This is a genomic window from uncultured Ruminococcus sp. (assembly GCF_934476685.1).
Lineage (GTDB): Bacteria > Bacillota > Clostridia > Oscillospirales > Ruminococcaceae > Hominimerdicola.
In genome coordinates this window covers 307,603-331,603 of record NZ_CAKSNX010000002.1, presented here as the reverse complement: position 1 = coordinate 331,603, position 24,001 = coordinate 307,603, and the positions used below count along the sequence as shown (strand labels likewise).

General features: G+C 39.8%; 19 protein-coding genes. 4 read left to right on the top strand and 15 right to left on the bottom strand.

Annotated elements, in window-relative coordinates; all coding sequences use genetic code 11:
* Positions 1-172: 172 nt before the first annotated feature.
* Positions 173-1,147 carry an NPXTG-anchored protein gene (locus Q0E19_RS03975; protein WP_294407672.1) on the bottom strand — a complete coding sequence of 325 codons (975 nt, stop codon included), beginning with the start codon at positions 1,145-1,147 and terminating at the stop codon, positions 173-175.
* A gap of 196 nt (positions 1,148-1,343) precedes the next feature.
* A complete protein-coding gene (locus tag Q0E19_RS03970) occupies positions 1,344-2,105 on the bottom strand; it encodes an SDR family oxidoreductase (protein WP_294407671.1) in 762 nt (253 codons plus the stop codon).
* Positions 2,106-2,409: 304 nt separating this feature from the next.
* Here Q0E19_RS03970 and Q0E19_RS03965 point away from each other — a divergent pair, with 304 nt between their 5' ends.
* A complete protein-coding gene (locus Q0E19_RS03965) occupies positions 2,410-3,318 on the top strand; it encodes a sugar phosphate nucleotidyltransferase (protein ID WP_294407670.1) in 909 nt (302 codons plus the stop codon).
* Positions 3,319-3,383: 65 nt separating this feature from the next.
* Here Q0E19_RS03965 and Q0E19_RS03960 read toward each other — a convergent pair whose 3' ends face one another.
* Both Q0E19_RS03960 and Q0E19_RS03955 read right to left on the bottom strand, forming a co-directional pair.
* Entirely contained in the window at positions 3,384-5,621 is a 2,238-nt protein-coding gene (locus Q0E19_RS03960) for a DNA topoisomerase (ATP-hydrolyzing) subunit A (protein ID WP_294407669.1), read from the bottom strand.
* Positions 5,622-5,658: 37 nt separating this feature from the next.
* Complete coding sequence (locus Q0E19_RS03955; RefSeq protein WP_294407667.1) at positions 5,659-7,650, bottom strand: toprim domain-containing protein; 1,992 nt, start codon at positions 7,648-7,650, stop codon at positions 5,659-5,661.
* 439 nt (positions 7,651-8,089) lie between these two features.
* Here Q0E19_RS03955 and Q0E19_RS03950 point away from each other — a divergent pair, with 439 nt between their 5' ends.
* Both Q0E19_RS03950 and Q0E19_RS03945 read left to right on the top strand, forming a co-directional pair.
* Positions 8,090-10,315 carry a CHAP domain-containing protein gene (locus tag Q0E19_RS03950; RefSeq protein WP_294407666.1) on the top strand — a complete coding sequence of 742 codons (2,226 nt, stop codon included), beginning with the start codon at positions 8,090-8,092 and terminating at the stop codon, positions 10,313-10,315.
* 485 nt (positions 10,316-10,800) lie between these two features.
* On the top strand, positions 10,801-11,508 hold the full coding sequence (locus Q0E19_RS03945) for an NAD-dependent protein deacylase (RefSeq protein WP_294407791.1): 708 nt from the start codon (positions 10,801-10,803) through the stop codon (positions 11,506-11,508).
* Between the two features lie 45 nt (positions 11,509-11,553).
* Here the strand turns inward: Q0E19_RS03945 and Q0E19_RS03940 are convergent, their stop codons facing one another.
* The 7 genes from Q0E19_RS03940 to Q0E19_RS03910 form a co-directional block, all read right to left on the bottom strand.
* Positions 11,554-12,282 (bottom strand): pseudouridine synthase, encoded by a 729-nt coding sequence (locus tag Q0E19_RS03940; RefSeq protein WP_294407665.1) that lies wholly within the window; start codon positions 12,280-12,282, stop codon positions 11,554-11,556.
* Between the two features lie 48 nt (positions 12,283-12,330).
* Positions 12,331-13,497 carry a D-alanyl-D-alanine carboxypeptidase family protein gene (locus tag Q0E19_RS03935; protein ID WP_294407664.1) on the bottom strand — a complete coding sequence of 389 codons (1,167 nt, stop codon included), beginning with the start codon at positions 13,495-13,497 and terminating at the stop codon, positions 12,331-12,333.
* Positions 13,498-13,581: 84 nt separating this feature from the next.
* Complete coding sequence (gene ytfJ, locus Q0E19_RS03930) at positions 13,582-13,980, bottom strand: GerW family sporulation protein (protein ID WP_294407663.1); 399 nt, start codon at positions 13,978-13,980, stop codon at positions 13,582-13,584.
* A gap of 25 nt (positions 13,981-14,005) precedes the next feature.
* A complete protein-coding gene (locus Q0E19_RS03925; RefSeq protein WP_294407662.1) occupies positions 14,006-15,037 on the bottom strand; it encodes a DUF2953 domain-containing protein in 1,032 nt (343 codons plus the stop codon).
* Positions 15,038-15,069: 32 nt separating this feature from the next.
* Positions 15,070-15,660: an SMC-Scp complex subunit ScpB gene (gene scpB / locus Q0E19_RS03920; RefSeq protein WP_294407661.1), complete on the bottom strand. Its 591-nt coding sequence runs from the start codon at positions 15,658-15,660 to the stop codon at positions 15,070-15,072.
* 26 nt (positions 15,661-15,686) lie between these two features.
* A complete protein-coding gene (locus tag Q0E19_RS03915) occupies positions 15,687-17,006 on the bottom strand; it encodes a segregation/condensation protein A (RefSeq protein WP_294407660.1) in 1,320 nt (439 codons plus the stop codon).
* 14 nt (positions 17,007-17,020) lie between these two features.
* Entirely contained in the window at positions 17,021-17,680 is a 660-nt protein-coding gene (locus Q0E19_RS03910; protein ID WP_294407659.1) for a site-2 protease family protein, read from the bottom strand.
* A gap of 276 nt (positions 17,681-17,956) precedes the next feature.
* On the opposite strand from Q0E19_RS03910, the gene rpmB reads away from it, so the two are divergent.
* Positions 17,957-18,142 (top strand): 50S ribosomal protein L28, encoded by a 186-nt coding sequence (gene rpmB, locus Q0E19_RS03905; RefSeq protein WP_294407658.1) that lies wholly within the window; start codon positions 17,957-17,959, stop codon positions 18,140-18,142.
* A gap of 142 nt (positions 18,143-18,284) precedes the next feature.
* On the opposite strand, the gene Q0E19_RS03900 is transcribed toward rpmB, so the two are convergent.
* The 4 genes from Q0E19_RS03900 to Q0E19_RS03885 all read right to left on the bottom strand — a co-directional run bounded on the left by Q0E19_RS03900 (position 18,285) and on the right by Q0E19_RS03885 (position 24,001).
* Positions 18,285-19,457 carry an iron-containing alcohol dehydrogenase gene (locus tag Q0E19_RS03900; RefSeq protein WP_294407657.1) on the bottom strand — a complete coding sequence of 391 codons (1,173 nt, stop codon included), beginning with the start codon at positions 19,455-19,457 and terminating at the stop codon, positions 18,285-18,287.
* Positions 19,450-20,634 carry a MalY/PatB family protein gene (locus tag Q0E19_RS03895; protein WP_365904533.1) on the bottom strand — a complete coding sequence of 395 codons (1,185 nt, stop codon included), beginning with the start codon at positions 20,632-20,634 and terminating at the stop codon, positions 19,450-19,452. Before Q0E19_RS03895 ends, Q0E19_RS03900 begins: the two co-directional genes overlap by 8 nt.
* Entirely contained in the window at positions 20,631-21,572 is a 942-nt protein-coding gene (locus tag Q0E19_RS03890) for a DMT family transporter (RefSeq protein WP_294407656.1), read from the bottom strand. Before Q0E19_RS03890 ends, Q0E19_RS03895 begins: the two co-directional genes overlap by 4 nt.
* 68 nt (positions 21,573-21,640) lie before the next feature.
* Positions 21,641-24,001, bottom strand: coding sequence for a formate C-acetyltransferase/glycerol dehydratase family glycyl radical enzyme (locus tag Q0E19_RS03885; RefSeq protein WP_294407655.1), 2,361 nt, complete (start codon positions 23,999-24,001; stop codon positions 21,641-21,643).

Here is a 24,001-nt window from a genome sequence, read left to right as displayed (position 1 = left end):
ATAAAAAAGTTAATATCACTAAAACGATACTATAAAATTATTATACAATATTTATTTTGATTTGTCTAGTATATTTTACACATTTTTTGATTTTCTATACACGCCACAAAAAAGGGACCTCCTATCGGAAGTCCCTTAGTTATTTTTTAACAGCAGTAATTATATTACTTAATTACTTTCTCTTAGCTACAACGATTGCTGCGCCTGCAAGTGCAAGACCTGCAAGAGCAATACCTGCTGATGCGCCTGTGCTTGCATTTGTGTTGTCAGAAGCCTTTGAGCTTGTTGCAGCAGCTGATGTTGAAGTTGTACCCTTCTGTGTGCCTGTTGTGCCAGCCTTAGATGATGTAGAGCTGCTCTTTGAAGAGCTGTCCTTACCAGCTGTTGAGGAAGAATTATCCTTACCTGCATTTGAGGAAGAGTTATCCTTGCCTGCGTTTGAAGAAGAAGTATCAGCAGCCTGTGGCTCATAGCTCTTGTTCATAGCCCACTTAAGAGCGTCGCCGTTTCTCTCTGTACCGTCATCAAACTTCTGGATCTCACTGTTGATAACACCGCTTGTAGCGATAGAGATAGAATATGTACCGTCACCATTAACTTCTGTATCCTTGCAGTCAACGGCTGTATCAAAACCATAAGCAGCACCCTGAACACCTACTGTTGCATTTGGGAATGTTGCTGGGCTTGCATCACCATAGCAGTTACGGAAGTTCCATGTTGTATTTGTCTGGAATGCGATACCAGCATTACCTGCTGTGCCGCCAAGACCTTCGATTGTGAAGTCGATCTCCATTGTATCGCCCTCGCCAGGGATAACATAATCAAATGTGTCAAGCTTATTGTTGTATGTATTGATGAGCTGGAACGTAAGATAATTAGCATCAGACTTATGAGGAGCAACAGCGAGCTGATACTCATTTCCTGCCATCTTAAGTGTAACATCCTTACATGTAACAACGTTGCCATCAACAACAGCCTCATCATTGTCATTAACTTCGCAAGGGATATCTGTTGTGATCATAATAAGGTTAAATTTATCAGTTTCCTTCTCACCTTCGCCAAGTTCAACAGCTGATGTAGACATAGCAAAAGCAGTCATTGCAATAGCTGAAGCAGCCATGCCTGCAAAAATCTTCTTAAGTTTCATTATAAAAACTTCCTTTCTTAAATTGTTACTTGTATTATACTTTATTTTGCTTAAAATTTCAATCGACTAATTTAACAAATGTGATAACGTTTTCTTATTCACATTTAACAATTTTGAACATCAAAAATTATAAATAACAGAGAAAATACCAAGGCGCATATAAATATTTGAAACTATATTTAGTAATTAAACTTTGTTATTTTAACTTTTTGCTCTGAACGCCTGATGCAAGTCTGACAAGGACCTTTCTCGGAACGAATTTTGAACCGCCTGCAACAAAGCGCATTTTCTTCTCAGGTATGATTATAAGTTCACGGGAGAACATACCGTCAACGGCAGCTCTTGCACAAAACTCCGCTGTTATGCCCCTTATTGCAAAATTGCACTGTGCCACATCATTGAATTCTGTATCAACCGGTCCTGGGCAGAGGGCAGATATATGCACGTTTGAATGCATTTTCTGAAGTTCTCCGTATATAGAGCTGGTAAGGCTTGTCACATAAGCCTTTGTGGCATAATATGTTGCCATAAGCGGTCCGCCAGGCATAAGTCCTGCCGACGATGCAACATTAAGTATATATCCCCTGTCGGCTTTTACAAAGTCTTTAATGAACAGCTTAGTAAGCGTATGCAGAGCTGTAACATTTGTATTTATCATATCTATCTCGCTTTCAAGCGGAATATTGACAAACATTCCAAGCTTACCAAAACCTGCGCAGTTCACAAGTACAGAGATACGCTCGTCCTTTACCTCATTATAAAGTCTTTCACATTCGCTCACTTTTGAAAGATCACATACTATTACTCTGCTTTCGCCGTTAAGCTTTTCAGCGACCTCCAGAAGTCTTTCCTCACGCCTTGCACAAAGGATAACTTTAAAACCTCTGTTGCTCAGCTGTTCTGCAATAGCGCTTCCTATTCCAGAACTTGCTCCTGTTATCAATGCTGTTTTAGCCATATATCAACGTCCGAACCGATGTGATACACACATTCGGACTGCCTCCGTTTCTAATATAATAATGGCATATTTTATGCTGATAATCATTATAGTACATTACTTAACATTTGTCAACTGTTTAGTTTTATTATTTTATGTACAATCTTTCATAATATTAAGAGTATGTTTACATTTCTGAAAACGTAATCAGTATTGACAAATTAGCAGAAATATGAGATAATTAACCTATGACAAAATTAAACATTTGTTCACAATCAAAGGAAAATTTACGAACAAAATAATAATAGGATTGGAGATCAGAATTATGGGATGTACATTGGTTATCATGGCAGCAGGTCTTGGCAGCCGTTTCAAAGGCGGTATAAAGCAGCTTGAGCCATTCGGACCTAATGGCGAGATCATTATGGATTACTCTATTTACGATGCTGTTGAGGCTGGATTTGACAAAGTTGTTTTCATTATCAGAGAGGACATAAGAAAGGCTTTTGATGAGATGATCGGCAACAGGATCTCAAAGTATGTCAAGGTGGATTATGTTTATCAGGAGCTTACTTGTCTGCCTGAAGGTTTTTCACTTCCTGAGGACAGAGTAAAGCCTTGGGGACATGGTCATGCAGTATGCTGCTGCAAGGGCGTTGTAAACGAGCCTTTTGCTGTTATAAACGCTGACGACTTCTATGGCAAAGAAGCTTTTGTAAAGCTTCATGATTTTCTTGTTGAAGATCACGATGATGATAAGATAAGCCTTGCTATGGCCGGTTTTGTTCTTAAAAACACTCTCAGTGATTTTGGTTCAGTAAACAGAGGCGTATGCAAGATCGACGAGAATAATATGCTTGAGGACGTTGTTGAAACATACAATATCCGCCGTGAAGCTGACGGAAAGGTTTATTCGGGTGAGAATGAGAGCAACGAACTCAGCGAGAACTGTTATGTATCTATGAATATGTGGGGTTGCCCTGTTAAGTTCATTGACAGAATAAACGAGCTTTTTGTAGAATTTCTTAAGAAGAATCAGAACAACATAAAGGCTGAATTTCTCCTGCCTGAGGGCATAGATTATATGATAAAGCATGGTGAAGCGACCTGTGAGCTTCTTGAAAGCAATGACAAATGGTTCGGCGTAACTTATGCTGAGGATAAGCCAAGCGTTAAGAATGCTATTGCAAAGCTTATTGAAGACGGAGTTTACCCGGAGAAACTCTGGAAGTAATTATTTAATTAATGCATAAAAAATTAAGACGTTCGGATAAGCGATTTTCCGAACGTCTTATTTTGTTAAAATGTCATCTGATCGGGGTCTTCAAGATCCTTTGCAAGGCAGCCTGCAACAGGTATAGTCTTGCTTCTGAATTTTTTCAGATCTGCTGTTTCATTAGTATCTACAAGATAAGCCTTTTCCACAAAAGCAGATTTGGCTTTCAGAGTCATTACCTGAACGCCCACAGTATTTCTTGTTGCTTTCGGCATAAGAAGAGCTGTATCAAATATCATTGCTCTGCCGTTTGAAGTCCTCAGCATTATCTCTGCATTTTCCTTAACGAATATGACCGCTGTAAGTGCAGCCTTATCTGAATAAGCATTTGTAAGCTTCTTGCGGTTTGTTTTTGTTTCATAAGCGTTAAGAGGAACTTTGGCTGCTTTTCCGTTATCGTAGATAAATATAAGATATCCGGAATAATCAGCGGTTTCTATCAGAGCCTTTACTCCCTCGCCGCTGTCAAAGCAGAGAACAGCAGGGATATAATCTCCGAGATCGCTCGCTTTGGTATTTTTGAACTGCGATGCTTTTGTCTTATAGACGTTAGCCTTGTCTGAGAAGAAGAGAAGTTCAGCCTTATTTGACGACTCTATTTCCTGCGACATAACATCGCCTTCTTTAAGTTTTTGATCGCTTGCCATTCTAAGCGACTGCATTGTACACTTTTTAAAATATCCGCTTTGTGACAGGAAAAATCTGCACGGATAATCTTCGATCTCTTCCTCAACATCTATATCTTCAATATCTGTTCTATAGAAGAACTGGGTCTTTCTTTCCTGTCCATATTTTTTAATAACATCTTTAAGCTCAGCTATAATGATATTCTTTATCTTTCTGTCGCTGCCAAGAGTTTCTTCAAGGTCGGCGATCTCACTTTCAAGCTTATCGGTTTCTGCGGTTCTTTTAAGAATATACTCTCTGTTGAGATGGCGCAGCTTGATCTCAGCCACATATTCTGCCTGTATCTCATCTATTCCGAAACCGATCATAAGGTTTGGCACTACCTCTGCCTCTTCCTCAGTTTCTCTGATAATTCTTATAGCCTTGTCGATATCGAGAAGTATTTTTCCAAGGCCTTTAAGTAAATGGAGCTTTTCTTTTTTCTTTTTGAGATCAAAGCTTACTCTTCTTCTGACACAATCCATTCTGAACTTTATCCACTCATCAAGTATCTGATAAACTCCCATTACCTTTGGATAGCCATGCACAAGGATATTGAAGTTGCATGAATAGCTGTCCTGAAGTGGTGTAAGCTTATAAAGCTTCTGCATAAGCTTGTCCGGATCTGTTCCCTTTTTAAGATCTATACCTATTTTAAGACCATTGATATCCGTTTCGTCACGCAGATAGGATATTTCTCTTATCTTGCCTGCCTTGATAAGAGCGATTATTTTTTCGATTATGGCTTCAACGGTAGTGGTCGCAGGAATTTCAAGTATCTCCAGACAACGTTCTGACGCATCATAACGATATTTTGCTCTGAGCTTTACAGAGCCTCTGCCTGTGCGGTATATCTTGTCAAGCTCCTCTTCATCATAAAGGAGATAACCTCCGCCCGGGAAATCAGGTCCTTTAAGTGTATCCAGCACGTTATGATCCGGATTTTTCATTATTGCAATGGCTGTTTCACAAACCTCGCTGAGATTAAACGGGCATACCGCAGACGCCATTGACACGCCGATGCCGACGTTTGCATTTACAAGAATAGTCGGAAAGCTTGCAGGGAAAAGCGTAGGTTCCTGCATTGTATTGTCATAGTTAGGAACAAAATCGACTGTTTCCTTATCTATATCCTTAAAAAGCTCTTCACAGATTGGTTCAAGCTTTGCCTCAGTATATCTTGATGCAGCATATGCCATATCTCTTGAATAGGCTTTACCAAAGTTACCTTTACTAAGGATATACGGATGCAAAAGCGCCTCATTGCCTCTGGACAGTCTTACAAGAGTTTCATATATCGCACCGTCGCCGTGTGGATTAAGACGCATGGTCGCTCCGACAATGTTTGCGCACTTTGTAAGTTTGCCGTTCAGAAGTCCCATCTTATACATTGTATAAAGCAATTTTCTATGTGAAGGCTTAAAGCCGTCGATCTCAGGGAAAGCTCTTGAAACAATTACGCTCATTGCATACGGCATATAGTTTTTTTCAAGAGTCTGAGTGATTTTTTCTTCAGCCACAAGACCTGCGCCTTCTATATAAGCGTCGATCTTATGGGCGGCAGGCTTTTTAGGCTCTGCTTTTTTTCTTGCCATAAGATTTTTCCTTTCTCAGATTTTTATGTCTATGGGGTTAAGAAATATCCGCCATTTCGAGATAGTCTGCACCGTTATTTGTGATAAATTCCTTTCTGCCTGCAAGATCATCGCCCAACAGCATATTGAACATCCACTGGGTCTGCTCAACATCATCAGGATTTACCTTTATAAGTCTTCTGGTTTCAGGATTCATTGTTGTAAGGCTCATCATTTCGGCTTCGTTCTCACCAAGTCCTTTTGAACGCTGGAGAGTAAAGCTCTTATTACCTATCATTTTAAGTATCTTATCCTTTTCAGGCTCGTCATAGGCAAAATAAGTCTTATCCTTTGTTGTTATCTCAAAGAGCGGTGACTCTGCAATATAGACATAGCCCTTCTCTATAAGTGTAGGAGTAAGCCTGTAAAGCATAGTCAGTATAAGTGTTCTTATCTGAAAACCGTCAACGTCCGCATCGGTACATATAACTATCTTATTCCAACGCAGGTTATCAAGGCTGAACTGTGAAAGATCTTTTTTCTTGCCAGTATTTACCTCAACTCCGCAGCCAAGCACCTTTATAAGGTCTGTGATTATCTCATTTTTAAAGATTTTATCATAGTCGGCTTTAAGACAGTTCAGTATCTTTCCTCTAACAGGGATAACAGCCTGAAACTCCGCATCTCTAGCAAGCTTTACAGAGCCGAGAGCCGAGTCGCCCTCCACTATATAAAGCTCTCTCTTTGAAAGGTCCTTAGAACGGCAGTCAACGAACTTCTGTACCTGATTAGACAGATCGATAGTACCCTGCAATTTCTTTTTAAGGTTAAGACGTGAGCTTTCAGCACTTTCACGGCTTCTCTTATTTACAAGCACCTGTTCAGCTATCTTTATGGCTTCATCAGGATTTTCGATAAAGTAAATTTCAAGGTTATGCTTAAGGAACTCAGTCATACATTCCTTGATAAATTTATTTGTTATAGCTTTTTTAGTCTGGTTAGCATAAGAAGTCTGTGTAGAAAATGAACTTGAAACAAGCACCAGACAATCTTCTACATCCTGAAAAGTTATAGGCTTTTCATTTTTATTATATTTATTATTGTTTTTCAGATAAGCATTTATCTGTGAAACAAAAGCTGATTTTACAGCGTCCTCCGGTGAACCGCCATGCTCAAGAAAGCTTGAGTTATGGAAATATTCTATCTGCTTCACTTTATTTGAAAAAGTAAATGCAACGGAGAGCTTTACCTTATAATTGTCCTTATCCTCTCTGTCACGTCCCTTTCTGTCGCCTGTGAAATACTGAACAGAAGTAAGGGAATCTTCTCCTGCTATTTCCTTAACGTAATCGGCAATACCGTTTTCATAGTAAAAAGTCTGTTCTTCAAAAGAATTATTCTTACGCTGGATCCTGAGTACAAATGAAATGCCGGGGTTTACCACAGCCTGCTTTTTCATGACGTCTTCAAAGAACTCACGATGTATATTTATATCGGTAAAAACTTCAAGGTCAGGACGCCAGCGTGTTTTTGTACCTGTTTTCTTGCTCTTTATCTCTTCCTTTTTCAGTCCGCCTACGTTTGCGCCCTTTTCAAAGTGAAGATCGTATTTATATCCGTCACGGTATACCTCAACGTCCATATACTCAGATGAATACTGAGTAGCACAAGCGCCCAGTCCGTTAAGTCCGAGAGAATATTCATAGTTTTCGCCGCTGTTATTATTATACTTGCCGCCTGCGTAAAGTTCACAGTAAACAAGCTCCCAGTTATATCTTTTTTCACGCTGATTATAGTCTACGGGACAGCCTCTTCCGAAGTCCTCGACTTCAATAGAGTTATCGTTATACTGTGTAACGATTATCTTGCTGCCATGACCATCTCTCGCCTCGTCAATGGAGTTGGAGAGTATCTCAAATACCGAATGCTGGCAGCCGTCTATGCCGTCTGAGCCAAAAATTACTGCCGGACGCTTTCTTACTCGGTCAGCGCCTTTCAGCAGTTCTATATCCTCATTGCCGTATTCTTTTTTGGTAGTCTTGCCTGCCATTGTCAGCTTCCTTTCTGTAAATTAAGATCTTTTTGATTGCATACTTATTTATTATAGCACAAAATATTTGATTTTGTAAATACCTTAAAAAATTTTCTCTGAAATGCACAAACTTTTTGTTAAACGTTATTTTATCCAGCTTAAACGATTATATTTGCAGTTTTTCTCCGTCAAAGTTTAAAAAGTTACAAAGTTAAAACAAATTAAAAACGTCACAAAATCTCGCATCTAGGCGGTTTTGGGAATATATTTCCTTTTTAATTGTGCAAAATGCAGAATGTTTTAGTGCAAATAGGAGAACAGGGAGAAAATCTGTTGTCATTTTGTAACCTTTGTGATATTCTAAAACTATCGTATTAAAATATGTATATATTTAACCAAATTCTTCATCTTCACAAAATATTTTTGGTTATAAATAAATCAAGGAGGAACAGCCACTATGAACATACAGCACAGGCAGACAGCAAAAGTTACGGTACTTATTATATTTTTTCTGATAATTTCTATATTCATGTCTGGTATGTCATGCGGCAGTATGCTTGACAGATCAGTTTCATTGACTGCTTCTGCTGCCGGTTACACTGAAAAAACTATTACGGTAGATCATGAAGGTCAGGTAGTTGACAGCTTTTATGGCATTGACGCAATGTATGTGACTACATACTCAGATGTCGGCGAATACAGCTGTGCAGGATATGTATCACGTTTTTACAGCGAGCTGTTCGGCGTAACAGTATACAACATAAACATTATAGATGATAAGCCTGACGTTTACTGCTGGGGAAAGAATGTTGAACTCCGTGCGGTAGAAACTCCTCAGCCTGGTGATATAATGCAGGATAAGGATTATTCACACGTTGCTATCGTAAAAAGCTGTTCAGGCGATGAAGTCACAATAATCGAGCAGAATTACAAATGGTCATCAGGCACAGGTGATGACAGAACAGTATATACAGTAGTAAACAGAAAACTTATCAAAGACAGACACTATTATTACAGACTCTATATTGACGGCAAGGCACAGTCGCTCCCAGGAACAGCTCCTGCTGAAGAGGCTGACAAGACTGCTCCTGTAATATCCAACATGGCAGCAAGCTCGGTTACATCAAGCGGATTTACTGCATCAGCAAGCATAACAGACAACAAGGCTGTTTCCAAAGTAAAGGTAGGCATTACAGTTCCAAGCGGAACTACTACATATAAAACTTACACAAACCCTTCTTCCAACTTTAAATATGTTCTTAAAATAGCTGATTTTGGCGGTACAAGCGGAACATACACAGTTGCTTTTACAGCATATGATGCCGCAGGAAATTATATTGCAAAATCAGTAAAGAAATACATTGACGCAGACTCCCCTGTTATTTCATCTCTAAAAGCAGAAAATATCAATGCAAAGGGATTTGATGTAAGCACAAAGGCAGTAGATGTCGGCGGCATAAGCAAGGTCACATTTGAAGTAACGCCTGTCAGCGGCAGTTCATACAAGAAAACTTATACGGCAAAACTCAGCGGTTCTACCGCATCTTACAGCGTACTTCTTGCAAATCACAACGGCATTGCAGGCACATACAAGATAAAAGCAACAGCTGTAGATAAATTCGGCAACACATCTTCAAAGACAATACAGATAAGCGTAAATCCTGCAAAGTCTGTCAAGCTTGACACATCATCATGCTCAGTTGCAAAGGGTTCATCTAAGACTATAAAAGCTGCTATGACAGGCAATGTAACAGGAACGATCACAGATTCGGTAGTCTGGAAATCATCAAACACTTCCGTTGCAACGGTAAAGGACGGCAAGATAACCGCTAAAGCTTTAGGTACTGCAAAAATATCCGCCACTACAACAGGCGGAAAGGTTGCTACCTGTAACGTTAAAGTAACTACACCTATCTCCAAAGCTTCGGCTACATCTATCCCTGACAGAACATACAATGGTTCTGCTCACAAACCTGCTGTAACAATAACCCTTGACGGCAAAAAACTCAGCAGCACAAATGACTACAATGTGGCTTACTCAAACAATGTAAGTACAGGAACTGCCACTGTAAAGCTTACAGGAAAAGGCTATTACACAGGCAGCAAGACTGTTACTTTCAGGATCATTCCTGCACAGGTCAAAAATCTTAAAACAACAGTTGTGCTTGATAATGAGTTAAGAATATCATGGTCAGCTGTAAGCGGTGCTGACGGATATGAAGTTTACAGATACAACAGTTCAACTGCAAAATGGGATAAGATCAGAACAACATCTGCATTGAAATTCGTTGACAGCAAGCTTTCCGGCGGAACTGTATACAAATACAAAGTCAGAGCTTACAGACTCTATGACGGAAAGTCTGTATTCGGTTCATATTCAAGTACGCTTTCAGAAAAAACTCTTCCCGCAAAAACTACTATGACTGCGTCATCGACTAAAAGCGGAAGCATAAGCGCTTCATGGAAAGCACTGAACGGTATTTCATCTTATGAGATATACATTTCTTCAACAGGAAAAGAAGGCAGCTTTACAAAGCTCACAGAAGTTAAGGATACTTCCTGCACAGTAAGCGGACTTCCTAAAACCTGTCTGAGATTTGTTAAAGTAAGAGGTGCTTATGTACTTAATGGCGAGAAAAAAGTCGGCAGTTTCTCCCCTGTGGTCATGGTAATGGTAAAATAAAATATAAAAACGCACAGGAAAGCTTTTCAAATGGACCTGTGCGTTTTTATATGTAGATTTTTGTCGAAATCAACAGCTTGACAACATATTTGCATAGTGATAAAATATTTGTAGGGGTAATATCAGGAATATAACTTGAAACGGGGGCAGATTCATACTGGGATCATTACCATAGTATGATTATCACAATGTATATTGATGATTCGATAGATTTCGGATACTCAAAGCGGTATACGGTTTATGACAAATTCAGCGGACGCATAATGCTGAACACGGACAGCTTTAAAGAAGCCAGCGGCTATATAAGACAAAACACAAGAAAGACCTGTACTAAATATGTACTGTATGACAAAAAGCTGCGGTCATTTGATACAAAACTTATCCGTGACACCGCCTTGCAGGAAAAATCACAAATAAAAGTCAAGGTGCATAGAAAAGGCACACAGAAAAAAATTACTCTGTCACATAATACTGGAGGGAAAACTATGACTTTGCAGGAGATCGTAAACAGTTCAAAAAGGATAGTATTTTTCGGCGGTGCAGGAGTTTCAACGGAGAGTGGTATTCCTGACTTTCGCTCTGTTGATGGTTTATATAATCAGAAATATGATTATCCGCCCGAAGAGATACTCAGCCACACATTCTTTATGAAGAAAACAGATGAGTTTTACAGATTTTATCGTGATAAGATGCTTTGCCTTTCCGCTAAGCCTAATAAGGCACATTTAAAGCTTGCTGAAATGGAGAAGAAAGGCATTTTAAGCGCAGTTATCACTCAGAACATAGACGGACTTCATCAGGCGGCAGGAAGTCAGAATGTATTGGAACTCCATGGTTCGGTGCTGAGAAACTACTGCATGGAATGTGGAAGATTTTATACTGCTGAGGATATCCTGAATTCAGAGGGTATACCGACCTGCTCCTGCGGAGGTGTGATAAAGCCTGATGTGGTGCTTTATGAAGAGGGACTTGACAACAACACAGTTACCGAGGCTGTAAAACAGATAGAGAATTGTGATACACTTATCATTGCAGGCACATCACTTACGGTGTACCCTGCGGCAGGTATGGTGAGATATTTCAGAGGAAGAAATCTTGTGCTTATAAACCGTGACGCTACGCCTATGGACAGTCAGGCTGATCTGGTCATACACGAAAAAGTCGGAGAAGTTCTGTCAGAGATCAAAATTTAGCGCAGACAAAAGGGAGCATTTCAATTAGCGAAATGCTCCCTTTAATTATTTTGAAATTGCTGTTCTTATAGCTCTGAGTTCGTCAGGTTTAAGCTCTCTGTATTCTCCGGGTTGGAGCATACCAAGCTTTAACGGACCGATAGCTGTACGTTTAAGTCTTGCGACTTCAAGTCCTACTGCCTCACACATTTTTCTGATCTGTCTGTTTCTGCCCTCATGTATCGTCATCTGAAGGACTACTCTACCAGGCTGCTTGTCCAATACAACTACGGAACATTCAGCTGTTTTTCTGCCGTCGATAACAACACCAGACGCAAGCTGTACAAGCTGTTCATCATTTATGTCAGGACGTACTGTAACACGATATGTTTTTGAAACATGCTTTGACGGATGCATGATATCATTTGCAAAATTACCGTCATTTGTGAGCAGCAGCAGACCTTCTGAGTTCTTATCCAGTCTTCCCACTGGATAAACTCTTTCAGGAAAATCAGAAAGCAGCTCGGTAACGCACTTTCTGTCAAGCTCATCATTCATAGTCGTTACATATCCTCTTGGCTTGTGGAGCATGATGTAATATAGATTTCTGCGCTTTGCAACTAAGATCTTGTTTCCGTCAACGGTAATAAGGTCTTTGCCTGGAATCGCTTTGTCGCCCAGACTGCATGGATGACCATTAACTTTAACTTTTCCGGCTGCGATAAATTCCTCAGCTTTTCTTCTGGAACACATACCGCTTTCTGCAATTATTTTCTGTATTCTTACTTTTTCCATAACTTCTCCTTTTATGTATGCGGCTAAGATCACCGCATTTTAACTTAACTATCCACATTCAAACAAGCTTTTGAATTTTGACCAATAATGTTCAAGCACCGACGGCTCTGCATCAGTATGGCTGAACTCCACGCTTTCAGCAGCAAGAATCGGCTTTTCTGAAATTTTTCTGTCATTATAATAATACTCTACCCTGCCGACTTCATCATTCTTTTCTACTGGAGCATAAAGGAATCTTGAAACATAAACCTTATACGTTACTTCAGATGCTCTGCTGTTAAGCAAAACTGCCGAAGTGCTTTCAGTAATACACCTGACCTTATCAGATGCACCGCCTGCCACATCGATTTCAATACCCTCAAATGGAGAATCGATACGCTGTTCTGATAAGAAGTCAAATGTCCTGTCATAAAGTTTCATATGGTCGTTCCAATCATCAGGCGCATTCAAGGTCACGCATATAAGTTCCGTCCCATTGCGCTTGCAGGCTGACACTAGGCATCTTCCCGCTTTATCCGTAAAACCAGTCTTAACGCCTGTTATATCGTCGCTCCTTTTAAGCAGCTTATTAGAGTTAGTAAGCCAACGGTCAAATGGCGGATCACCGAAATTCAGTTTTATAGACGATCGTCCGCAGATATCTCTGAACGCTTGGTTTTTCATAGCCTCTGACGCAAGCAGAGCCATATCATAGGCTGTTGAATAATGCTCATCTGTGTGATCATCAAGACCCGATGGAGTTACAAAATGAGTATTGACCAAGCCATAAATTTCTGCACGTTGATTCATTATATCAACAAAGCTTTCAACATCTCCTGCAACCATTACGGCAGCAGCATTAGCGGCATCATTTCCGCTTGGCAGCAACATTCCGCAAGCCAGATCACGCAGGGAAACTTTGTCGCCCTCTTTAAGCCCCATTGAAGAGCCTTCTGTCTGTATCGCCTGTGAATCAACAACAAATTTCTCGTCGATATCGTCCTGTTCTAGCACTATGAGCGCAGACATTATTTTAGTTGTGCTTGCCATTGGCAGCTTCTCGTAAGCATTTTTTTCAAACAGTATATCCCCTGTTTCAGGGGCATAAACTATTGCACTTTTGGCACTGATACTGCTGAGATCCTCTGCATAAACCTCCGCAGTGTTCACATAGACCATTACAGCAGCAAAACAGAAAGCCGCAGACAGGCATATTATTTTTCTGAAAATATTCACATAAACACTTCCCTTGTTTTTAAGGGTAGTTTATGCTTTCTCAGAAAAATAATTCAATGGAAAATCATGTCGCCGTAACAGGATCTAAAATTCTTCAGCATTGTCAGAAGAATCTTTTTTCTTGTCAATAAAAGATGTTATTTTATCAATTACCTGTGGCACCATATCTATTACAGCATTTTCCTTAGGTGCATTAGCTGTGAGCTGCAGAAGCTTTGCTTCACCCTGATATACTGCAATAAAAGCAACAGGAGTAATAGTTACTCCTCCGCCTGAACCTCCGCCAAATGTTTCCTTAGTCGTTTTTGTCGGCAGGTCAGATCCGCCTGATGCAAAGCCTACGGATATTTTTGACACAGGGATAATTGTAGTACCGTCCGCTGTAACGATCGGCTTTCCTACAACAGTTTCACATTCTGCAAGCTCGTGGACTTTTTCAAGAGCGGTTTTTACAAGTCCCTCGATTTTTGTGTTTTCGTTCATATTCAACAACCTTTCCTGTTAATTATCATGCGGCTTTGCCGCTGTCGCTGATCTTTTCGCTGTTATCTGAATTCTTGTTCAAAGATTTTTTCTTACTTTTATTTTTAGTCTTTTTCCTTTCAGACATAAAAATAATAAGGAAATTCACGCCTGTACATACTGCAATATGGATAAGTGTACTTGGGCGCACTCTTATGAAAGTTTCTCCCTGCGCTTCAAACTTCTTTTCATTGAAAACGCAGTTTACATTTGCCTCTTTTATTTTAACCGTAAATATCCCCGAAATTACTGCAAGAAGATTAAACAACGCTGCCTGTATCTTTCCGTAGAACATTGCACTCTCATATGCGTCCTCCTTGCCTGTGACAACGTTGATGCGCACACCGGTAAAACGTATAGTTTTAAGCAGCTTTTTAACTGATTTCCAGCCGAGCGGGATATACGGCTTTATAAGCTTATATTTCGCCTTTATCTCATCAAGCTTTCCGCCTGATTTTTCTTTTTTTGACTTTTCAGCCTTTTTGATTTTTTTCTTTTCTTTTTTATCTTTCTTATCTTTTGAGTCAGAGCTTTTTGTCACAACTGGTTTCTGTGTTTCTTTTACATCATCTTTTTCCTTTGTTACAGAAACCTGCGGAACTGTTTCCGTAAGCTCTTTCTTTATGTCCGCCTTATCTTCATTGACTGACGATTTTGTTTCATATGCATTATCATATCTTTCTGTATTGATCTGCTCTGTGCTTTCGATAATATCATCAGCCTGAGTTTGCGGAACATTCAATTCCTGCTCAAGATCATCAGCAAAATCTCCTGCGTCATCAAATGTAAAAGTATCTTTTTCTTTAACATTTTTTCTTGCTTTCTTTTTGCGACGCTTTTTCTTCGGTTTTCTTTTTTCTTTAGGCGGTCTTGGGTAGATCTGAAATCCGAAATATCTGACTTTTATAACAAACTCGCCGTCAGCTCCGCCTTTAATATACACACTTACAGAAAAATGCAGCAGCACTACTATAAGGGCAATAAGCCCCAGCAATATCCATAATACTACTATTTTCACCGCCTCATTTCTGTAATCATTACCTTTAATATTTAGTCTTTTTCGCTTTCACGATTTATAGGATTATCGGGATCGTTCTCAGCGCTCTCGATAACCTCTTCCATTGTTATCTGACCTGTCTGCTCAGGCAGTTCGGGGAGGTCTTTTAAGCTGGAAAGCTTGAAAGCACGAAGAAAATTATCCGTAGTTTCATATGCGATAGGTCTGCCTGGGAGATCAAGTCTGCCTGCCTCCGCAAGCAAGCCTTTATCCACAAGAGAATTTACAACGCCCGATGAATCCACACCTCTTACGCTTTCAACAAAGCCTTTTGTTACAGGCTGGTTATATGCTACTATTGCCAAAGCCTCCATTGCGGCTGGTGACAATGCAGAATTACGTTTTATTTCAAGGGCATTTTTTATATACTGCGAATATTCCTTCTTTGTGGCAAACTGATAGCTGCCATTCAGCGTAAGAAGGTCTATTGCGCTGTTTTCATATCTTTCTTTAAGCGTCTCGATTGCTTCTTCTATCCTGCTTATTCCGCAGCCGCAGGCAGCGCAAAGTCTGTCAGGTTCAACGGGATCTCCGCTGGCAAAAAGTATAGCCTCAACAGCGCAAACAAGCTGTTCATTAGTCATATTCTAACCACGTCTTTCATAAATTATCAATATCTGTAAAGTCCGTATTTCCAATAGTTGCCCTGTACATTATCACCCTCCGGAGAATATCCCCAGTAATAATGTATATAACCTTTATAATTAGGTTTGAAAACAGGTCTAATATCTTCCACAGGCAGTTTTGAGAGCAATTCCAGCTCTTCGATCAAAGCCTCATCAACATCATTCATATTGTTTTCCTCAACTTTTTCAATAGGTTCTGTAATATCAGAATTGTCAGGAGTTTCCTCAGTATATTCACCTATCTCAGTAACTTCATTTTCAGCCGTTTCAGATTTTTCAAAAACTTCATCTTCCTGTTCTTCTGAAATATCGCCAACAGGAGAATAAACATCTGAATGTACTGTTATAGGTGCTGTACATTCAACAGCTGCTATTTTTGCCGTAGCATAATGCTTTTTAGGCTTGGCAGGCTTATAACTTGTTGCAATTTCAGAAGTCTGTACATATTCAGCTGTACTCACCGATTCAATTTCATTATGTAAACTATTTGAAGTATCAAGCTCTTCAAGAGGGACAGCTTCTGACTGTGTACTAGCATTCTGAACCGTCGGCTGTTCTTCGACCGGCTCATATTCAGATGTGACCTTTGCATTTCTTCTGTTATGACTAATGGAATTCATACGGATCATCGTATTATCATCATTTAAAAATATCCTGCCCGATTTCGTAAGTTCAAGGACAGCAAGAAAAGTTGCTACTCTTTCACTTTTTCCCTTTATGCCGTCATAAAGTTTATCCATTTCAAACTCACCGACAGTATAAAGCTTTTTCAGAATAAAAATGATTTTTGATGTGACCGATACTATTTTATGAGAAACAATAGGCTGAAAAACATTAGCTTTCAGCGGCTTTGCCGTTCTTGCTTTTTCGGAGATACCGAGCATTGCTGCACGAAGTGTTTCTGGGTCACGCTCACCAGTAAAGGTTTTATTTACAGGAAATTTTATCGGTGACCGCACAAAGACATCTCCGCCCACATAATTTTCAGCAAGTCCCTGAGCAGCTTTTTTGCAAAGCGAATATTCGATTATTCTTCCCTCAAGTTCTTTTTTCAGTTCATGAGCTTCTTCGTCCTGCGGGAGAAGTGAACAGGTCTTTATATAGATAAGCCTTGCTGCCATTTCAAGAAAATCCGCAGCGTCCTCATAGTCCTCATGGTCAAGATTAGCGAGATAATCGAGGTACTGTTCAAGCAGCACAGCTATTTCTATATCATAAATATTCAGTTTATGCTTGCTGATAAGATGCAGAAGAAGATCAAGAGGTCCTTCAAACATATCCAGCTTAAACCGAGCTGATGTCATTTATCCTATTCCTTTCAGAAGATCATATTTACTATCGGGTCTACCCAGAAAGTCAATTTATCCATTATCCAGAAAAATCCTGACTGGAGATATGCTATCGGACCGCTGAGAGCGCCGACAAAAAGCAGTATGAGAAAACCGATTGAAATATACTGATGATACTTATACATAAATGCATTGAATTTCGGACCTGTAAAATAAGACAGTATCTTTTCGCCGTCAAGCGGTGCGACAGGTATAAGGTTAAATACTGCAAGTCCGATATTGATAACAACGATATACTTTGATATCAATGTAAGCCAGTACAGCACCTCTGCTCCGCTGCTAAAATATGCACCATAGAGTACCTTATATATTATCATACCGACAAAAGCGCAGATAAGATTGGATATCGGACCTGCCGCAGCTGTGATAGCCATACCCTTGCGATACTTTTTGAAACGTATCGGATTTACCTGAACAGGTTTTCCCCAGCCAAAACCGCAAAAGAGAATACCGATAGATCCCAGCGGATCAAGATGTGCAAATGGATTAAGAGTTAATCTGCCCTGATATCTTGGGGTATCATCACCCATTTTTGTGGCAGCCCATGCGTGTGCAAATTCGTGGATCGGTATGCACATAAACAGAACTATCAAACGTGAACCGATCTGAAGTAGCATTTCCTGCGTCATTTTACGTTTCCTTTCCTTTAATAACAGCCGACAATTATTAAGGTCAGCCGTATGGATTATAGTCATTTGCGAATGAATTTATACAGTTTTAATTATACAACATTTCTAAACAGATTTCAAGAGTACAGGCATAGTTTTTATAATTTTGACGAAAATAAATTTTTTCTGTAATTTTGTATTTTTTTTTGCAAAAGGGGTTGCATTTTCAAAAAATGTATGCTATAATATTAAATATTGTGATTTAAGTTATTGTATGTAAAGGAGGTGCAACCTGAAATGGCAAAATGCGAAATTTGCGGTAAGGGTGTTACTTTCGGAATTAAGGTTTCTCACTCTCACAGAAGATCAAACAGAACCTGGAAGCCTAACGTAAAGAGAGTTAAGGCAGTAGTAAACGGTTCTCCTTGTCATATCTACGCTTGTTCAAGATGCCTCCGTTCCGGTAAGGTAGAGAGAGCGTAAGATCAAACGGGAAAATTATTCCACAAATTAGACTGAAGCTGTAAAGCTGAGGTCTTTTTTTGTTTTGTAGTATTGCGAACTTATGCATAATTAAAAGCTCCCAGCGGTTGGGAGCTTTTTTGTCATATCATATTCTTTTCAGCTAACCATTGCACTGCATCAAAATATCGTATATTTCATCAGCTGTCATTCTCTTATAGCTGCCCGACGAAATATTACAGGATTCAGCAACTGTTTTAAAGTCAACCGCTTTTTCTCCGATAAGCTCGGATATAGTCAGCGGAAGTCCTATTTTTCTTATAAAATCTTCTAGTGCATCTATTCCTGCCAGAGCCGCAGCTTCATCAGTTAAGCCATTATGATCTATTTTCCACACGTTCTTTGCAAACCTTACAAATCTCTTAACTGCGCTTTTATAAATGTGTCTGTAATATACAGGGTGTATCACTGCAAGTCCCGCTCCGTGTACACAATCTGTATATGCCGCAAGCTGATGTTCTATCTGATGAACTTCAAAGTCGCACTTTTTTCCAAGTCTGATAAGTCCGCTGAGGGCAAGTGATGATGCCCATGAAAGATTGCTTCTTGCAGTATAATTATATGGATCTTTTATTGCAATAGGAAGATTTTTTATAACACTTCTCATAAGAGCTTCTGAAATATCATCGGAAATATTATCATTGTCATCTTCGCTGAAATATATCTCCATAATGTGGCTCAATATATCAAATCCGCCGCTTGCAGTTTGATATGGCGGTACTGAATATGTATAGCACGGGTCAATAATTGCAAAAGCAGGGTTACATTCAATATAATTATGCCCTGTTTTTATTCTGCTTTCCTCATTTGTGATTATTGAATCTCCATTGAGTTCAGAACCTGTTCCAGTTACTGTGACAACAGCGCCAACAGGTATAGGGGTAAAATTAAATTTGCCTGCATTTATAAAATAGTCCTGCCACCAATCGCCATCATACACTGTCGCTATGGATATCGCTTTTGCACAGTCCATTACAGAACCACCTCCTACGGCAAGTATAAGGTCTATATTTTTGCTTTTCGCAAGTGCTGCACCTTCGGTAACTTTTCTGTATGTCGGATTTGCCATTATTCCCGAAAACTCCGTTACGCTGCAGCCTGCGCTTTTCAGAATAGCCATTATATCATCATATATGCCGCAGTGTTTTATTGAACCGCCGCCATAACACATAAGTATCCTTTTTCCATATGTACTCAGAGCATTTTTTAGATGCTTTTCTGCCGCATTTTCTCCAAAGTAAACCTTTGTCGGGTTATTAAAAGTAAAGTCAATCATATGCCACCTCATCATAGGCTGATTTAAGATCTTCAAGCGCTTTCAGAAGAACACTTCTTGGACAAGCTATATTAAATCTTTCAAAGCCTTCGCCCTCTGCACCGAACATTTCTCCTCCGTCAAGCCAGAGTTTAGCTTTTTCTTTCATAAATTTATCAAGTTCTGACGCTGTCATACCCAGTTCCCTGCAATCTACCCACAGCAGATATGTACCCTGCGGAGCGATCAGATGCAGCAAAGGCATATTCTTTTCAAGATAGTCTTTGAAAATTCTGATATTTTCTGCAAGATATATCTTTAATTCATTAAGCCACGGCTCACTCTGCAAATATGCAGCTTTAAGCGCTGTTATACCCATACAGTTTAAAAGCTTGTGGCTTGTTCTGTTAAGCACATTTTTAAATTTTGATCTCAGTGAAGGATTTGAAATAATAATGTTAGATGTCTGAAGTCCTGCAAGATTAAATGTCTTACTTGGTGCTGTACAGGTGACAAGAATATTTTTAACTCTCTCATCAACATTCATCATAGGAAAATGTCTGCCCTCAAAGACGAAATCAGAATGTATCTCATCGGACACAAGTATAACATTGTTTCTAAGGCAGATCTCAGCGATCTTTTTAAGTTCGCATATGCTCCATACTCTGCCCACAGGATTATGCGGACTGCACAGGAAAAACATCTTCACCTTTTCAGAACGTATTTTACGCTCGATATCATCAAAATCCATTCTGTATATTCCGTCTGACAGGATAAGAGAACTATTTACAACATTTCTGCCATTTTGCTCGATAACATTTGTGAACGGATAATATACTGGTCTTTGTATCATTATTTTGTCGCCACGTTCTGTAAAAGCCTCGACAGCTGCTGCTAATGCTGCAACTACTCCCTGTGTTACGACTATCCATTCTTTTTCTATTTTCCAGTCAAAATGCTTTGCGTACCAGTCGATAACAGCATTATAGTATTCATCATCAGGCTGGCAATATCCGAAAATGCCAAACTCTGCTGACTTGCGTACAGCTTCACATACGGCAGGCGGAGATCTGAAATCCATATCTGCTACCCACATAGGCGTAGTTGAACTGCCAAGCTTTATGTCACTGTCATATTTCATTGAGCAAGTATTATGTCTGTCAATGACACTGTCAAAATCATACTTCATTATATTCATTCCTTTCCTGCTGCTTGTTTTTTCTTGCTGTTTACTACATAGATACCGATACAAACACATATCAGGGCAGCTATGTTGGATAAGTTCGCAAATTCTTCACCAAGTACGATACCAGATAAAATTGTTCCGATTATCGGCACAAGCAGATTGAAAACCGTTATCTCTTCTGTTGGGTTATATCTTAAAAGCAGCATCCATATTACAAATCCAAAAGATGATATTACTGCAAGATAAAACATCATAAGCCACGCTGACGCTCCTGACGGAGTTACAGTTCCGCCGCCTGCCAGTCCGACGATAGTAAGTGTGATACCGCCCAGTAAAAGCTGCCATCCGTTAAGGGAAACGGAATCTATTTCAGACGGAACTTTTTTGCTTATAACACTGCCTGCCGCAAAGAAAAGCGATGATAACATTATACATCCCTCATTGCTGAAAGAAAAGCTGAAATCTATCCCTCCGTCAGCTGTCAGAGCTATTACAGCACCGCCTATCCCCAGAATACAGCCTATGGATTTTTTCATATCGAGCTTTTCATTTCTGAAAAATATCAGACTCAGAACTACCATAAATACAACATAGCTTGTACTTATCAATATAGCACTTTTTACACCTGCTGTATGAAAAATCCCTACATAGAAAAGTATGTACTGCAAAAACGTTTGAAAAAATGCCAGCAGGATAATATATACGGAACTTTGTTTTGTGGGGAATATAAGCTTTTTGTTCATTACTGCTGAAAGTATCAGCGCTATAACTCCCGCTATGGAAAATCTTATGCCTGCGTAGAGTATCTTTGATGACAGGCTGTCCTGCGCAACGCTGAAAAGTTTATACCCGATCTTCACACACGGATATGCACTGCCCCACAGCAAAGCCACAATGCTTGCAAGAAAGACTATAACTGTCTTTCTGCGGAAAAAGTCTGCATTGAACATTTTACACTTTCTTTCTGTTAATCAATATCAGGTTTCCGCAAGAACGCAGAAACCTGATATTTTTGTTTTTATAAACCTGTATGAGTTGTACGATTGATGATATTTTCCTGAACTGCTTTATCCAGTTCAACAAAGTATGCTGAATAGCCTGCTACTCTTACCATAAGGTTGCGGTACTTATCAGGTTCTTTCTGCGCTTTTCTCAGTGTATCAACATCTACAACGTTGATCTGGATATGCTCACCATTGTTATCAAAATATGTTTTTATAACAGTGTCGAGTATCTCATATCCCTTTTCACCCTTTATGATAGCAGGGTCAAATTTCTGATTGAGCAGTGTACCAGAATTAACAAGCAGCTGGTCTATCTTTGCAACAGACATTACAGCTGATGTCGGACCGTTCTGATCGTAGCCGACAGTAGGAGAAGCGTTATCTGCCAGAGGATCAAATGCACGTCTGCCGTCTGGTGTTGCACCTGAACGTCTGCCCTGCCAGATATTATACGACTGTGACAGATTGATGAGAGTATACATTCCGTTACGGCTGTCCCTGTACTTTGGAAGTTCATCTGCAAACACTTCAATAAGCCAGTTTGCATAGTTATCTACCATATCGATATTATTGCCGTACTTAGGCGCTTTGTTCTTGAAAAGCAGTCTGTAATTCTCCTTGCCCTCCCAGTTGCTGTCCAAAAGCTGCATCATTTCGGAAAACGACATCATTTTCTTATTGAATATGATCTCTTCGATAGCTGCAAGTGAGTCTGCCGCATTTGCAACACCTGTTACGAATGTTCCTGTATAGCTGAACTTAGCTCCGCCTGCCTGCAAAGTCTTTCCGCTTTCGATCGTTCCGTTTACGATGCTTGATGCAAAGATCTCTGGGAATATCTCTGTATGCATACTTGATACCATATTATAGCTGTTGAGGTGCATCTTGATGAAATACTGTATCTGTTTCTTGTATGCTGCGAGGATATCGTCCATGCAGGTAAATTCAGATATATCGCCTGTTTTAAGTCCGATCTGTTTCTTTGCAATGGGATCATATCCGTTATGGATAGTAAGTTCAAATATCTTAAGGAAGTTTACAAAGCCTGCAACAGGACGGAAATCACAGTATTCAGGAACAGCAGGTTCAACACAGCCTACGATAGCGTATTCTCTTGCTTCCTTTATAGTTGCTCCGTGGGAGATAGTCAGCGGGATATTAACATCATCGTTGAAGAAAGCAGGCTGCCCCAGTCCTTTCTTTGTAAGTTCAAGAGCCTTTCTTATATACTTATAATCTTCCTTTTTATTGTATCTGAATGAGATAGCAGGCATAGTTGTCTGAACGTTCTCAGTTGCGTCAAGGACAAGATATGTAAGTTCGTTGCAGGCATCTCTTCCCTTTTTGTCTATTCCTCCGATAGTAAGGTTTATCCACATAGGATAGCCTGCATACGCCTCTGATTCTACATGGTCACGGAGTTCAAAGATAGATGTAATATTTATCCACAGGTTTTCAATGATCTCCTCGATCTTATCATCGGTCATTGTACCGTCCTCGATATCCTTTTTATAGAACGGATACATATACTGGTCAAAACGTCCGAAACTGTGATTATGACCATTGGATTCGATCTGATAGCAGAGATGTGTAAACCAGAAGAACTGTGCTGCCTGCCAGAAATTCTTTGGCGGTTCAGCAGGAACTGTACGGCAGTTTTCAGCAATAGTAAGCAGCTCTGACTTTCTCTGTTCATCACTGCATTCGGCTGCCATTTTCTCGGCAAGATCAGCATATCTTCCTGCAAAGTCTATAACAGCCTGACAGGAGATTATCATTGACTCCCACAGATCCTTTTTCTGCTGTATCTCATTATCCACAACATCAATGGCTGCGATCTGTTCACGGCACTGCTTTATGATACCGTTAAGACCTACTGAAAACAGCTTTGTAAATGCTGCAACGTGTGACGCAGTCGGAACGTTTCTCGAACCGATAGTAATTACGCCTGCGTCAACAGCCTCAAGTGCATCTGCTGAAAGCTTGGAGTTTACGATTTCCTGAAAACTAGATCCATTCCATTTTTCAAGTATCTTCTTAAGCTCTATCTTATCATTTTCATCAAAGACAAGAGGATCTGTGGTTCTTGTATCGAATGTATGCATATCCTCAAGTATCCACTTTGAACCTACCTCAGGATAAACAGGGCAGGCTCTGTATCTGCTGGAATGATTTCCGACAATAAGCTCATCATCACGGATATATATGGTCATATTTTTCAGAAGGTATTCAAGCAGATGCGCTCTTCTTGAAAAGGTGCTTTCAAAAGTGCATTTCTGATAAAACTCTGTTACAAGTCTTGCACGCTCGATACAGATAGATGGTTTTGTTCCACGAAGTTCAGACTTCAGATTTTCAATACGTTTGGTCAACAT